At 73.6% G+C, this 13172-nt stretch carries 13 protein-coding genes and 1 tRNA gene; 3 read left to right on the forward strand and 11 right to left on the reverse strand.

Annotated features, from left to right (window positions below; genetic code table 11):
- Positions 1–104: 104 nt before the first annotated feature.
- Both S1361_RS33460 and S1361_RS33465 read right to left on the reverse strand, forming a co-directional pair.
- Positions 105–1028 carry a transketolase family protein gene (locus tag S1361_RS33460; RefSeq protein ID WP_208035612.1) on the reverse strand — a complete coding sequence of 308 codons (924 nt, stop codon included), beginning with the start codon at positions 1026–1028 and terminating at the stop codon, positions 105–107.
- 41 nt (positions 1029–1069) lie between these two features.
- A complete protein-coding gene (locus S1361_RS33465) occupies positions 1070–1777 on the reverse strand; it encodes a thiamine pyrophosphate-dependent enzyme (RefSeq protein ID WP_208035613.1) in 708 nt (235 codons plus the stop codon).
- Between the two features lie 125 nt (positions 1778–1902).
- Here S1361_RS33465 and S1361_RS33470 point away from each other — a divergent pair.
- Positions 1903–1976: transfer RNA gene (locus S1361_RS33470), tRNA-Pro, on the forward strand.
- Between the two features lie 90 nt (positions 1977–2066).
- On the opposite strand, the gene S1361_RS33475 is transcribed toward S1361_RS33470, so the two are convergent.
- The 4 genes from S1361_RS33475 to S1361_RS33490 all read right to left on the reverse strand — a co-directional run bounded on the left by S1361_RS33475 (position 2067) and on the right by S1361_RS33490 (position 7111).
- Positions 2067–3701 (reverse strand): matrixin family metalloprotease, encoded by a 1635-nt coding sequence (locus tag S1361_RS33475; protein WP_208035614.1) that lies wholly within the window; start codon positions 3699–3701, stop codon positions 2067–2069.
- 284 nt (positions 3702–3985) lie between these two features.
- Positions 3986–4513 (reverse strand): NUDIX hydrolase family protein, encoded by a 528-nt coding sequence (locus S1361_RS33480; RefSeq protein WP_208036881.1) that lies wholly within the window; start codon positions 4511–4513, stop codon positions 3986–3988.
- Positions 4514–4529: 16 nt separating this feature from the next.
- On the reverse strand, positions 4530–5705 hold the full coding sequence (locus tag S1361_RS33485; RefSeq protein ID WP_208035615.1) for an amidohydrolase family protein: 1176 nt from the start codon (positions 5703–5705) through the stop codon (positions 4530–4532).
- Positions 5706–5707: 2 nt separating this feature from the next.
- Complete coding sequence (locus S1361_RS33490; RefSeq protein WP_208035616.1) at positions 5708–7111, reverse strand: glutamine synthetase family protein; 1404 nt, start codon at positions 7109–7111, stop codon at positions 5708–5710.
- A gap of 537 nt (positions 7112–7648) precedes the next feature.
- Between S1361_RS33490 and S1361_RS33495 the strand changes: the two genes are divergently transcribed.
- On the forward strand, positions 7649–8503 hold the full coding sequence (locus S1361_RS33495; protein ID WP_208035617.1) for a Cof-type HAD-IIB family hydrolase: 855 nt from the start codon (positions 7649–7651) through the stop codon (positions 8501–8503).
- Positions 8504–8509: 6 nt separating this feature from the next.
- On the opposite strand, the gene S1361_RS33500 is transcribed toward S1361_RS33495, so the two are convergent.
- The 5 genes from S1361_RS33500 to S1361_RS33520 form a co-directional block, all read right to left on the reverse strand.
- The gene (locus tag S1361_RS33500; RefSeq protein WP_208035618.1) at positions 8510–9307 is read right to left on the reverse strand and encodes an SAM-dependent methyltransferase; all 798 of its coding nucleotides are present in this window, start codon (positions 9305–9307) and stop codon (positions 8510–8512) included.
- 69 nt (positions 9308–9376) lie between these two features.
- Complete coding sequence (locus S1361_RS33505; protein WP_208035619.1) at positions 9377–10024, reverse strand: HhH-GDP family DNA glycosylase; 648 nt, start codon at positions 10022–10024, stop codon at positions 9377–9379.
- A 13-nt stretch (positions 10025–10037) separates the two neighbouring features.
- Positions 10038–10382, reverse strand: coding sequence for a DUF3140 domain-containing protein (locus S1361_RS33510; RefSeq protein WP_208035620.1), 345 nt, complete (start codon positions 10380–10382; stop codon positions 10038–10040).
- 49 nt (positions 10383–10431) lie between these two features.
- Positions 10432–10908, reverse strand: a complete 477-nt coding sequence (locus tag S1361_RS33515) for a Dps family protein (protein WP_208035621.1) — start codon at positions 10906–10908, stop codon at positions 10432–10434.
- 83 nt (positions 10909–10991) lie between these two features.
- Positions 10992–11801 (reverse strand): alpha/beta hydrolase, encoded by an 810-nt coding sequence (locus S1361_RS33520; RefSeq protein WP_208035622.1) that lies wholly within the window; start codon positions 11799–11801, stop codon positions 10992–10994.
- Between the two features lie 142 nt (positions 11802–11943).
- On the opposite strand from S1361_RS33520, the gene S1361_RS33525 reads away from it, so the two are divergent.
- Positions 11944–13131 (forward strand): thiolase family protein, encoded by a 1188-nt coding sequence (locus tag S1361_RS33525; RefSeq protein ID WP_208035623.1) that lies wholly within the window; start codon positions 11944–11946, stop codon positions 13129–13131.
- Positions 13132–13172 lie beyond the last annotated feature (41 nt).

Here is a 13172-nt window from a genome sequence, read left to right on the forward strand (position 1 = left end):
GGGCTCATCCGCGCCCCCGCGCGTCGAGCCGTCAGGCTCACCCGCGCCCCCGCCCATCGAGCCGCCGGGCTCACTCGGCCCCGCCGCCGATCGAGCCGTCAGGCTCACCCGCGCCCCGCCGTCAGCCGCCCGGCGTCCACGAACCGGCCGATCCGCTCCCGCAGGCTCGCCGCGTCCAGCCCGTGTGCGGCCACGTGCTCCTCGATCGTGCCGTAGCGGCGCAGCTCGCGGCGGCCGACGCCGAGGCCGAGCACCCGGTGCGGCACATCGGCCAGCGCCTCGCTCACCGTGGCCGTCGACGTCCCCGCCAGGTACGGCTCGACCAGCACGACGTCCGTACCCGCCGCCTGCGTCGCCCGGCGCAGCCCGGCCGCGTCGAAGGGCCGTACGGTCGTCGCGTACAGCACGGTCACGTCCAGGCCCTCCGTGGCGGCGAGGACCGCGTCCAGCACCGGTCCGACGGCGACGACCACACCGGAGCGGCCCTCGCGGACGGGGCGGAAGTGCTGCCCGTCCACCGCCCGGCCCTGCCGGTTGGACTGCACGGACAGGCGCACGTACACCTTGTCGTCCCCCGCGGCGACCGCGTGCCGCAGCAGCGTCTCGGCCTCGTCCGGATGCCCGGGCACATGCACGGTCCAGCCGTCCAGCGTGTCGAGGAGGGCCACATCCCCCGGGGCCATGTGCGTGAAGCCGCCGGCCGGCCAGTCGAAGGAGGCGGCGGCGCTGACCAGCACCGCGCCCGCGTCCTGGTGCCCCAGGTCCAGCTTGAGCTGTTCGAACGGCCGCTCCACGAGGAAGCTGGCGAAGGTGTGCACGACCGGCCGCAGCCCGGTGAGCGCGAGCCCCGCCGCCGCGCCGACCAGCAGCTGCTCGCGGATGCCGACGTTGATCACCCGGTCGGGGTGCCGGCGCCCGGCCTCGCCGAACCCGTCCCGGCCGATCTCGGCGAGGACGACCGCGACCCGCGGATCCTCGTCCAGCAGCCGGGAGACGACGGGGGCCAGACGGTCACGCATGGTGTCCATGGAGGTGTGCCCTTTCGGAAGGCTTCGCAGAGGGGAGGGGGTCAGGCGTTCTTCGGTTCGACACGGGCCACGACCACGTGCGGCCGGCCCGGGTGCGGCGTGGTGAACGCGGCGTACAGCGCCTCGTGGTCGCGTCCGTCCACGGTCACCGCGGACCAGCCCGCCGCCTCGAACCGGGCGGCGATCCCGCCGGGCAGCGCGTGGCTCGCGGAGGAGTTGTCGATCACGACGGTGTGCAGCCGCTCCAGTCCGGCCGGTCCGGCGAAGGCGATCGCCTCGTGGTTGCTGCCCTCGTCCAGCTCGGCGTCCCCGATCAGCACCCACACCGCCGGGTCGCGCCGGCCCTGCGCCCGCAGGCCCAGCGCGGTGCCCACGGCGATCGGCAGCCCGTGCCCGAGCGATCCGCTGCCGATCTCGGCCCCCGGCACCAGCACCCGGTCCGGGTGGTGCCCGAGCGGGGAGTCGTACGCCCCGAACCCCGGCAGCCAGTCCACCGGCACGAACCCCTTCGCGGCGAGCACCGCGTAGTACGCCATGGGCCCGTGCCCCTTGCTCAGCAGGAACCGGTCCCGGTCCGGATCCTCCCGCCGCTCGGGAGTGACCCGGAGCACCCGGTCGTAGAGCACCCACAGCACGTCGAGGGTGGAGGTGGCCGCCGGGCCGTGCTTCTCGTCGCCGGTCATCATGCCCATCAGCCGGGGCAGGTCGTCGTAGCCGTACGTGCGGCTCTGTTCCGCTGCGGTCGTCATGCCGATGATCGTGCAACCTCAACCAAACTCGAGGTCAACACGGAAAGGGGCGCGCGACCACCGATCCGAGTGCGGTATTGTTTCCCTGCACGTTGCGACCGGGGAAACCCCAGGTCAAACGGCATCGGGACGTGGCGCAGCTTGGTAGCGCACTTGACTGGGGGTCAAGGGGTCGCAGGTTCAAATCCTGTCGTCCCGACTTGCTGAACAAGCAGGTCAGAGGCTGTTTCGGAGGAATCCGGAACAGCCTCTCACTGGTTTCCCGGGGGTCCGAGCCCGTGTTCGTGTGCTACCGGTGATACCGCATCAGCTCTCCGTTGCCACGCACGTGGTACAGCTGCGTGCCGGAACTCGCGATCAGGACCGGAACCGGGCGGCCCGGCAGGCGCCGGTGGGCCATCTGTTCCACCCCGCCGCCCGGCGGGTAGCGGAAGATCTCGCCCGTGTCTAGGAGCTGGTACACGTTCCCCGAGGAGACGCTGATCTCCAGGGCCCGCAGGTCGGTGTCGACCGTCTCCCAGGAGACCCCTCCCAGGTGCCGGCGGATCTGTCCGTCGGCCAGCCGGAACTGGTACATGACCCCGCCGGCGGCGTCGATCCGCGTGGCGCCGCTGCCCGCGAACTCGAGGAGCTCCCAGCCGGTCAGCGGCGTTCCGGTGAACCGGAAGATCGCACCCGTGCTGTGCCGCTGGTACAGCCGGTCGCCGTCGGCCACGATCTGCGCCGCGAAGGGGTTGCTGTCCAGCAGCTCCCACCCGCTCATGGGCGTGCCGGTGTACCGGTAGACGGCGCCGGAGCTGTGCCGCTGGTAGAGGTGACCTCCTGACGCGGTGAGCTGCACCGTGGCCGTGTTGGCGTCCAGCTGCTCCCAGCCGACCAGGGGCGTGCCGGTGTACCGGAAGATCGCGCCCGTGCTGTGCAGCTGGTACAGCTCGCCGCCGTCGGCGACGATCTGGATCGTCGCGGGGTTCGCGTCCAGCACCATCCAGCCGATCATGGGCGTCCCGGTGTACTCGAAGATCGCGCCCGTGTTGTGCCGCTGGTAGAGCCGGTTTCCCGAGGCGGCGAGCTGAGCGGTGGCCGGGTTGCCGTCGATCTGCTGCCAGTAGAGGCTCCGGGCCCGGCTGTTGTCGTTCGCCGTCGGAACCCGCCTGAGCATGTTGGTGTCGAACGTGGGCCACATGACGTCGTGCTGCATGCCCACACCGGCCGCGTGCCGCAGGCCGATGAGATGCCCGACCTCGTGCAGGGCGACGCTCTGCACGTCGAGGCAGCCGAACTCGGCCCCGATACGCCACTTGTGCTCCTCGTCGTCGAAGTGGAGCGGCCGGGGCAGGACGGCGGGGTTGGCACAGCCCGGCGGCGGCCCGGAATGCGCGTGCGTGCTGCCCACCATGTCGGGATAGTCGGGATCGTGCGCGGGAACCCAGCTGATCAGGATGTCGGGGTCCGCCCCGGAGGACACCTCGGTGAACGTCAGGGGGAGGAGTGCCTGCCAGGTGTCGAACGCGGCCCGTACGGCGGTGAACTCGTTGTCACCCGGGATCTGTGCCGTCCCCGCGTCGAACGCGTAGGTGAGGTGGTTCTTGTCCCAGGAGCACTGGCTGCCGAGCGGGTCGAAGATGGGGCTGCCCGAAGCGCGTGCGGTGTCGCCGAACACGATCCCGCAGCGGGGCTTCAGCATCTCCTCGCGGGTCGGGGTGTCGAACGCCCCGGTCGGCGTGAGGGCGCTGTGCTCCTGGAAGCGGGCCAGCGCCAGCGAGGTGACGGGGTCGAGGCGCCCCGGTTCGTAGGAGCGTGCGGGGAGGTACCCGTGCCGCTCCAGGAACATCTGGACGTACTCGAAACCGTCCTGCTTCCGGCCCGGTCCGGTGGCGGCCACCCCGGCGACCGTCGGTCTCGGCTCGGTTGTGTGCTGTCCCATGGCGGACTCCTCCGGCGTCGACGGATATCGAACCGAGTCCTGCAGGAACGGGGTATGCGTTCATTCTTCCGCAGGGCGACGACCCCCGCACTCCGGTGCGAGCCGGCACGGCCGGACCGGGGGAGCGGCGAGGAAGGCGCCGTGGCCGCGTCGAGTTCCGGCAGGCGCGTGGCGGCCGTGCCGTGTGCGCGGGCCCGGGCACACGGCGTCCGGCGACCGCCGTGGGGCGCCGCGTGCCCGGCCCCCCCGCCCCCGCCCCGCGCCGGCCGCCCCCCGAAGGACCGTCAGAACGTCAGGCCCACATGGGCCAGGGCCTGCTTCAGCAGCACCCCGTGGCCGCCCGGCATCTCGCTCTGCACGGCCGGGGAGGCGGCTTCCTGGGGACTGAACCAGACGAGGTCCAGTGCGTCCTGGCGGGGCCGGCAGTCCCCGGTCACCGGCACGATGTAGGCGAGGGAGACCGCGTGCTGGCGCGGGTCGTGGTACGGCGTGACGCCGGCGGTCGGGAAGTACTCGGCGACCGTGAACGGCTGGAGCGAGGCGGGGACGCGGGGCAGGGCGACCGGCCCGAGGTCCTTCTCCAGGTGGCGCAGCAGCGCGTCGCGGACCCGCTCGTGGTGCAGGACGCGGCCGGAGACCAGGGTCCGGCTGACGGTGCCGTCCGGGCCGATGCGCAGCAGCAGCCCGATGCTGACGACTTCACCGCTGTCGTCCACGCGCACGGGCACGGCCTCGACGTACAGGATCGGCATCCGGGCCCTGGCCATTTCCAGCTCGTCCGTGGTCAGCCAGCCGGGCGTGGTTTCGGTCATGTCAGACATTGCTTGATCATACTTTCCGGGTGGGGCGCCCGCCGGAAGGGCGGGCCGGTTCGGATACGGGCGGTCCGTACAGCCGGCGGGCGTTGTCGCGGCCCGTCCAGTCCGCGATCCGCAGGGCGTCGGCGAGGCTCAACTCGTCGGTGTCCACGCGTTCCTGCAGCAGATCGGCGAGGCCCTGCCGGAAGCACAGCGCACCCAGGTGGTGGAACTCGGCCACACCGTAGGCGTCGGAGCTGTACAGCAGTTTGCGGAACGGGGTGATCTCCAGCGCCTCCTCCAGCACCGCCCGGCAGCGGGCGGGGCCGGTGTGGTGGAGGGCGAGACCCACGTCCAGGTACACCTGCTCGAACACCGCGGCGAGATAGGCGGCCTGACGGTGGTACGGCCAGCAGTGCAGCAGCAGCACCGGGACCGTGCCGGCGGTCCGGTGCAGCCAGTCGGTCAGCAGCGCGGGATCGGCACGGTGCAGCCGTACGTCGGCGTCGCCGAAGCCGGTGTGCAGTTGCAGCGGCAGCCCCAGTTCGACGGCGGTCCACAGCAGGTGCCGTACCAGGACCGGATCGTCGAGGCGCCCGCCGCGCGCCAGCCAGCGCCCGGCCGCCCGTGCCACCTCGGCCGCGGCCGGACGCTCCGGGTCCAGTGCGAATCCCGTCCGGTACGCCGCCACCGACTTCACCGCCACCACGCCCGGCCGGCGTACGGCCTCCTCGGCGGCGGCCCGGAACGCGGCCGCGTACCCGCCCGCCTCCACTCCCCGCGCGGCCACCGACTCGGCGACCCGCTCCAGCCGCACGACCTCGCAGGCGGCGGCGCCGGACGCGGCGGCCAGTTCCGCGGGGGAGGTGAGCGGGTGCGGGGCGTAGCCGGTGTCCACGCAGAACACCCCGGCGCCGGACGCCGTCAGGAAGCGGCGGTTGACCTCCTGCCAGCCCAGCTCCGCGCGCCGGGCCACGTAGTCGGCGGGCGGCGCGTGCCGGGGGAGGTCCAGCAGGGGAGCGCAGTGGCGGCGGACGGCCACGCCGGCGGGGCTGTCGAAGGGGGAGACGCCGGGCCAGGCCGCGCCCTCGGTGAGCAGCGACTCGAACTCCGCGGCGCTCAGGTCGGCCGTGACCGCGCCGTGGCAGTGGTGGTCCACCAGGGGAAGCGCGGCGAGCGCCTCGTGGACCGGTCCGGGGGCCGCCATGGTCAGTACGTCCAGCGGTAGGCCGCCGCGACCCGGTCGGGGCCGAGCCCGTCGACGGCCGCCGCCTCGCCGAGCCGTACGGCGGTCACCGCGTCGGCGAGGACCGGGCCCAGCGCGGCCCGCAGCACCGGGTCCGCGCGGAACTCCTCGACGGCCTCGGACAGCGACTGCGGCAGCCGCCGTACGCCCAGGGCCGCCGCCTCGTCGGGGCCGTAGCGGGCCGGGTCGCCGGTGATCTCGTCGGGCAGCGTGCGGGCCGCCGTGACGCCGTCGAGTCCGGCCGCGATCACACAGCCGAGGGCGAGGTACGGGTTGGCGGCCAGGTCGACGGGTTTGACCTCCATGTTGGCGTCCTGGTCGTGGCGGCCGGCCGTGCCCGTGATCATCCGCAGTGCGGCCTCGCGGGTCTCGCGGCCCCAGGCGGTGAAGACACCGGCCCACTGGGAGGGCTTCAGCCGCAGATAGCTGGCCGGGCTCGGGGCGGTCACCGCCGTCAGCGCCGGCAGGCGGGCGAGGACACCGGCCGCGAAGGACTCCGCCTCGGCCGTCATGCCGTACCTGCCCTCGCCGCCCGCGTGCAGGTTCACCCCGTCGCGCCAGCAGGACAGGTGCAGGTGGCCGCCGTTGCCGACGCCCTCGGCGGACACCGCGGGCGCGAACGACACCCGCAGGCCGTGCCGCTGCGCCACCGCCCGGATCGTCTGGCGGACCAGCACGCTGCGGTCGGCCGCGGCCACGGGGTCCCGCGCGCCCACGGAGATCTCGAACTGCCCGGGTGCGTACTCGGGGTGCAGCTGGTCGACGTCCACGTTCTGCGCGGCGCACGCGGCCAGCAGATCGGCGGTGTAGTCGCTCAGCTCGATCTGCCGGGTCGCGCCGTACGCCGGCCCGGAGACCGCCGGTACGAACTCCCCGGCGGGTGCCGAGCCGAGTCCGACGGACCACTCGATCTCGATCGCCGCCTTGAAGGCGAGGCCGTGCCGTTCGGCGGCGTCGGTGACGATCCGGCGCAGAAAGGTCCGGGAACAGCCGGGGTGCCGGGCGCCCTCCTGGGTGATCCGGTCCACCGGCGCCCAGGCCCACCCGGGCTGCCCGGCCAGCGCCACCAGCTCGTCGAGGTCCGGGTAGAGCCGGAGGTCGCCGTCGGGGGAGCCGAGCACGTCGGTGGTGACGATCGAGTCGTGGGCGAGGAAGGTGTCGAACACCGGGGACATGCCGACCCCCGAGGACACGGCCGCCTCCAGCCGCGCGGTGGGGATCGTCTTGACCCGGCCGATGCCCGCGGTGTCGACGTAGCCCAGCACGATGCCGCGGACGCCCCGCGCGGACAGGTCGGCGGTGAGGGCGGCGACCCGGCGCAGGTCGCCGGGACGGCCGCCGGGTACGGGGTCGGCGAAAGTCGTCATACGTCCTCCTCGGCGGGCCCGCCGGCGCGCGCGCCCGGGGTCACGGTGCCACCGCGAGCGCGTCGCACCGCGGCACCGGGGCGGCGGACGCCGGCTCGGCGCGCCACCGGGGGCAGGGCACCAGGCCCGGCCCGGCCGGGAACCTGGCGGTCCCGCTGCGGCCGCCCGCGGTGACCGGCGGGGCCGCCTGGGCGTCCCGGACCCGGTGGGGGCCACGTCGCCCCCGCCGCCCGCCTCCGGGCCGCGGGTCGCGGGGCCCGGACGGGTGAGGACGGCGCGACTGCCGCCCGGCACCGCGCACGTGACGGGTCCGGTCCCGTGCCTCGTGCGCCACGCCGGTGTCCGGCCGTGCCGGACCGGCCGCCGGGGAGTGGCCCTCGCTCACGTATCCGCCCTTCTCGCGTGCGGTCGTCCGCCGTCATTGTGCCGCCCGCCGATCGCGCTGTCCCGGCAACCGGGCACCGTGGGCGGTTCCGGGCACGCGGGGCGCATGAGGAACACTGGACCGGTATCCCCGCCCCCGACCGGAAGCAGGACATGCCCGCCACGCCCGCCTCCCTCCTGGACACCTCCGGACCGCCCGCCGGTCCCGCCGACATCAGGCTGATCGTCACCGACATGGACGGCACGCTGCTCGACGACGCCAAGCGGATTCCCGAAGGCCTGTGGCCGATGCTCGCCGAACTGCGCCGCCGCGGGGTGCTGTTCAGCCCGGCGAGCGGCCGCCAGTACGCGACCCTGCACCGGCAGTTCGCGCAGGTCGCCGAGGGCATGGTGTTCATAGCGGAGAACGGCACCTACGTGGTCCGCGACGGCGTGGAACTCAGTTCCGACCCGCTCGACCGGTCGGTGGCCGCCCGGATCGTCCGGACGGTACGGCGGCTGGTCGCGGACGGCGCGGACGTCGGCGCCGTGGTCTGCGGCAAGCGGGCCGCGTACGTGGAGCGGACCGACGAGGCGTTCCTCGCGGAGGTGCGCACCTACTACGTCGAGCACCGGATCGTCGAGGACGTCACCGCCGTCGACGACGATGTGATCAAGGTCGCCCTGTTCGACTTCGGCTCCGCCGAGCACAGCACCGCCCCGGCCCTCGCGGAGTTCGCCGGCACCCACCAGGTCGTGGTCTCCGGCGAGCACTGGGTCGACGTGATGAACCGCACCGCCAACAAGGGCACCGCCCTGCGCGGTCTCCAGCGGGCGCTCGGCGTCACCCCCGAACAGACCATGGTCTTCGGTGACTACCTGAACGACCTGGAGATGCTCGACGCCGCCGAGTGGTCCTTCGCCATGGCGGGCGCCCACCCCGAGGTGATCCGCAGGGCCCGCCACCTGGCCCCGTCCAACAACGACGAGGGCGTGCTGCGGACCGTGGCCCGCGTGCTCGGCCTGTAGCCCGGATCAGGGCTTGAGCGCCACCCCGCCGTACAGCGAGATCGGCATGTCGGGTGTGTCCTCGGACCGCCACTGGGCGACGGAGACGATCCCCGGCTCCAGCAGCCGAAGTCCCTCGAAGAAGGTGCCCACTTCGGCGTGTGAGCGGGCGACCAGGGTGACCCCGCCCGCCGCGTAGGCCGCTATGCCCTTCCGGACGTTCTCGGGTTCGAAGTCGGCGGTCATCATGGACAGCACCAGGCAGCTGCCCGGTGCCAGCGCGCCGACCAGGGTGTCCACCAGGTCGTGGGCGCCGTCCTCGTCGGCGACGAAGTGCAGCAGGGCGATGAGGGAGAGGGCCACCGGGCGGTCGAGGTCCAGGACGCGGGCGGCCTGTTCCAGGATGCTCCGCGGATCGCGGGCGTCGGCCTGGACGTACTCCGTCACGCCCTCGGGGGTGCCGCGCAGCAGGGCGCCGGCGTGGGCCAGCACGATGGGGTCGTTGTCGACGTAGACCACGCGGGCGTCCGGGGCCACCGACTGGGCGACCTGGTGCAGGTTCGGCTCGGTCGGTATGCCGGTGCCGATGTCCAGGAACTGGCGGATGCCCTGCTCCGCGGCCAGTGCCCGGGTGGTCCGGTGCATGAACGCCCGGTTGGCGCGGGCGGCCTTCGGGGCGCCCGCGTCGATCGCCGCGATCTGCCGGCCCAGTTCCTCGTCGACCGGGTAGTTGTCCTTGCCGCCGAGGAACCAGTCGTACACCCGGGCCGGATGCGGCCGGGTCGTGTCGATGATGTCCTGGATCCGCGGGCCGGTCCCCGTCACGCGCTGCTCCTCCACCCGTCCGGTCCCGGTGCGGTCGGTCCGGGACGTGCGGGGAGAAGTCTGACACGATCATGCGGCGCGGCGCAGACAGTCTTCGGCCACCTGCTTGTCGAGGGCCGCCCGGACCAACGCGGCGGCCAGGACGGCCGGTTCGGTGTCCCCGGCCAGCTCGGTCAGCTTCGCCGGGTCCTTCGGCAGGCCGAGCCGCCCGGCCCCGGACAGCGCCTTGCCGTCCAGGTAGGGCGCGACGTCCGGCCACACCCGCTGCGCCTCCCGCAGGAAGATGTCGGCGCCGGCCGGCCCGATGCCCGGCTCCTGCTGGAGCAGCCGCTTCAACTCGCCGGTGTCGCCGTCCGCCTCCCGGTGCAGCCGGCGCAGGTCGCCGCCCCAGCGCTCGGCCAGCAGCTCGGCGCCGTCGCCGAGCTGGGTGGCGGTGCGCTCGTCGTACCGGCGGTAGCCGCCCCGGCCGAGCGCGTCCACCCGCTGCTGCCAGTCGGCCTCGGCCATCCGGCGGGGGCTGTCCAGGTGGTCCTCGTGCAGCGCCCGGGCGGCGGCCACCGCGACGGAGGCCCGGATCCGGGCGCTGAGCAGCAGGGAGAGCACGAGCAGCCGGTACAGCGGCTGCGGGGTGTCCTTCAGGCGGATGCCGGCCTCCTCGGCGTACGTCCGCCCGTACTCGGACACCAGCTCGCGCACGACCCGTTCGTCCCGGTCCATGGTCCGGCTCCGGTCAGGGCTTGAGCGGGTCGTGGCCGAGCGTCATCAGCCGGTGCCTGCGCCGGGTGTCCTCCGGCGTGTTCTCCGGCTCGGGCTCGTTCTCCATGTCGACCAGGTCATCGACCGTGTCGACGACCTTGTGCATGACCCGGACGTCGTCGTCGGTGAGGTCGGTACGGCGCTTCTGCAGGATGGCCAGGACGTGCTGCCCGGTGGGCGTGCCCGCCTCCTCCGGCAGTGGTTCGGTGTCCTCGTCGGCGTCCCGGACCCTCAGCCAGGCCGCGAGTTCCGCCGAGGTCATGTTCACCACGCGGTGGAAGTCCTCCCACAGCGCCTCGATCTCCAGGGCGTCGGCCATGGGTCTCCCCCTTCCGTGCGGGAGTAGTGCCTGTTACTCGGCGTGGTCGTCAGCGCGGGTGGTTCTCGGCCTCGAACATCCAGCGCTGCTTCTCCAGGTCGGCCGTGACCGAGATCAGCAGGTCCTGGGTGACCGGGTCGGCCTTCTCGGTCGCCTCGATCCGCTCGCGCAGCCGGCCGATGGCCGTCTCCAGCGCCGACACCATCAGCTCGACGGCCTCGGTGTCGCGCAGCCAGCCGTCCTTGGCGCCGGGCAGCGCGAGGGTCGCGGCGATGGTCTCCGGCCGGCCGTCCGGCGGCACGCCCAGCGCGGCGGCCCGCTCCGCCACGGTGTCCGAGTGGTCCCGGGCCGCGGCGACCACCTCGTCCAGCTGGAGGTGGATCGACCGGAACCGGGGTCCGACCACGTTCCAGTGCGCCTGCTTGCCGATCAGCGACAGGCCCAGCAGGTCGACCAGGGTCTCCTGCAGGGCGGTCCCGGTGACGCCGAGCGCCTCCTCGGGCAGCGTGCTCCTGACCACGGTCATGCGGTCACGTCCCCTTTCGTGAGCTGTGCACGGTCATGTCCGCGGGAGCGGGTGCCCGCTGCACGGGGGAGCAAACCGGCTGATCAGCGGGGCAGTACCCGGTCCAGGAAGCCCAGCAGCTCGGCGAAGACGTCCTCCTTGCAGGTCTCGTTGAAGACCTCGTGCCGCGCCCCCGGGTAGATCCGCTCGGTCGGCCGGCCGCCGCTCAGTCGCTCGACCCCGGTCCGGCTGCCGGGCAGCGGCACCAGCCGGTCGTCGTCCCCGTGCAGCCACAGCAGCGGCAGCCGGCCGACGTCACCGCCCCGGGCGATGGTTTCCAGGGTCCGTGCGAACGCCTCCAGCGTCGGCCGCTTCATGGGCCCGTGCCAGACCAGCGGATCCGCGGCGTACGCGGCGCCCACGGAGGGGTCCCGGGAGAGCGCGGCCGGGCTGATCGGCAGGTCCGGGATCTCGTCGAGGGCCAGCAGCCGCCCGGGCAGCTCCCAGGTGCCGATCACCGGGCCGGACAGGACGAGCGCGCTCAGCTCGTCGCCGTACCGCTGGGCGTAGCGGGCCGCGATCAGTCCGCCCATGGAGTGGCCGACCATGACGAGCGGCAGGCCGGGGTGGGCGGCGCGGGCCAGTTCCGCCACCGCGTGCACGTCCGTGACCACGTCCTCGAAGTCCTCGACGAGGACCCGCTCGCCGGCCGAACGGCCGTGGCCGGCGTGGTCGGGTGCGTACACCGCGGTGCCGTGCCCGGTGAGCACCCGCGCCAGCTCCGCGTACCGGCCGGCGTGCTCGCCGTAGCCGTGCACCAGGAGCGCCAGGCGGCGGGGGGCCGGGTGTGGCCACTCGTGTACGGCGAGGGTGCCGTGGGTGCCGTCGAGGGTGTGCTCGCGGACGTGGGGCATCTCTCCTCCAGGTGCCTCGGTGAAGGTCCTGGGGGATCTTCCCAGCGGGGCGGTCGGAGGTCTATAGTCGAAAACTAGCAGTGCTAATTAACTGGTGCTGTGCAGGTCCGTGTCCACAGTGTCGTAGGCAGGAGCCCCAGCCGTGCGTCCCGTCCACTTCGCGGCCGCCCGCCGCACCCCCATCGGCAAGCTGCGCGGAGCACTCTCCTCCGTCCGCCCCGACGATCTGGCCGCCACGGTGATCCGCCACCTGGTGGCGGACGTGCCCGCGCTCGACCCGGCCCGCATCGACGACGTCTACTGGGGTGCCGCCAACCAGGCCGGCGAGGACAACCGCAACGTCGCCCGGATGGCCGTCCTGCTCGCCGGACTGCCCGACTCCGTGCCCGGCGCCACCGTCAACCGGCTGTGCGCCTCCGGACTGGAGGCGGTCACCGCCGCCGCCCGCACCATCGCCGCCGGCGAGGCCGACATCGTCATCGCCGGCGGCTCGGAGTCGATGAGCCGCGCCCCGTTCGTCCTGCCCCGCCCCGACGAGGCCCTGCCGCAGCGCATCGAGACCCACGACACCCGGCTCGGCTGGCGGCTGGTCAACCCCGCCATGAAGGAGCTGCACGGCCTGCTCTCCATGGGCGAGACCGCCGAGGAGGTCGCCGAGCGGTACGGCGTCTCCCGTGCCCGGCAGGACGAGTTCGCCCTGCGCAGCCACCAACTCGCCGCGGCCGCACGGAAGAACGGCCACTTCGACGACGAACTGCTCCCCGTCGAGCGCCCCGACGGCATCGTGGTCGAGCAGGACGAGTGCGTCCGCGAGGACACCTCCCTGGAGAAGCTCTCCCGCCTCAAGCCGGTCTTCCGCGCGGACGGCACCGTGACGGCCGGGAACGCCTCGCCGATGAACGACGGCGCGGCCGGCCTCCTGCTGGTCAGCGAAGAGGCACTGAACGAACTGGGCCTGGAGTCCCTCGGCCGCTATGTCGCGGGCGCCTCCGCCGGCGTCCACCCCGACGTGATGGGCCTCGGCCCGGTCCCCGCCACCCGCAAGGTGCTGGCCCGGGCCGGCTGGGAGACCGGCGACCTCCAGGAGGCCGAGTTCAACGAGGCGTTCGCCGCGCAGGCCCTCGCCTGCGTCGACCAGCTGGGCATCGACCCGGAGCTGGTCAACCCCACCGGAGGCGCCATCGCCCTCGGCCACCCCCTGGGCTGCTCCGGCGCCCGCATCCTCACCACCCTGCTGCACCGGATGCGGCGCACGGGCGCGGAGCGCGGGCTCGCGACCATGTGCGTGGGCGTGGGGCAGGGCAGCGCGGTGCTGGTCGAGAGGCACTGACGCTCCCTCCACGGGGGGCTCCCCGCAAGGGGATCCGTTGC

The sequence above is a fragment of the Streptomyces cyanogenus genome, from assembly GCF_017526105.1.
GTDB classification, from domain to species: domain Bacteria; phylum Actinomycetota; class Actinomycetes; order Streptomycetales; family Streptomycetaceae; genus Streptomyces; species Streptomyces cyanogenus.

Coding starts and splice junctions, on each gene's coding strand:
- S1361_RS33465 (WP_208035613.1), bottom strand. CDS start 1,777: ATGACGACCGCAGCGGAACAGAGCCGCACGTACGGCTACGACGACCTG.
- S1361_RS33485 (WP_208035615.1), bottom strand. CDS start 5,705: ATGGCGGCCCCCGGACCGGTCCACGAGGCGCTCGCCGCGCTTCCCCTG.
- S1361_RS33520 (WP_208035622.1), bottom strand. CDS start 11,801: ATGCCCCACGTCCGCGAGCACACCCTCGACGGCACCCACGGCACCCTC.
- S1361_RS33505 (WP_208035619.1), bottom strand. CDS start 10,024: ATGGACCGGGACGAACGGGTCGTGCGCGAGCTGGTGTCCGAGTACGGG.
- S1361_RS33460 (WP_208035612.1), bottom strand. CDS start 1,028: ATGGACACCATGCGTGACCGTCTGGCCCCCGTCGTCTCCCGGCTGCTG.
- S1361_RS33495 (WP_208035617.1), top strand. CDS start 7,649: ATGCCCGCCACGCCCGCCTCCCTCCTGGACACCTCCGGACCGCCCGCC.
- S1361_RS33515 (WP_208035621.1), bottom strand. CDS start 10,908: ATGACCGTGGTCAGGAGCACGCTGCCCGAGGAGGCGCTCGGCGTCACC.
- S1361_RS33510 (WP_208035620.1), bottom strand. CDS start 10,382: ATGGCCGACGCCCTGGAGATCGAGGCGCTGTGGGAGGACTTCCACCGC.
- S1361_RS33480 (WP_208036881.1), bottom strand. CDS start 4,513: ATGACCGAAACCACGCCCGGCTGGCTGACCACGGACGAGCTGGAAATG.
- S1361_RS33475 (WP_208035614.1), bottom strand. CDS start 3,701: ATGGGACAGCACACAACCGAGCCGAGACCGACGGTCGCCGGGGTGGCC.
- S1361_RS33490 (WP_208035616.1), bottom strand. CDS start 7,111: ATGACGACTTTCGCCGACCCCGTACCCGGCGGCCGTCCCGGCGACCTG.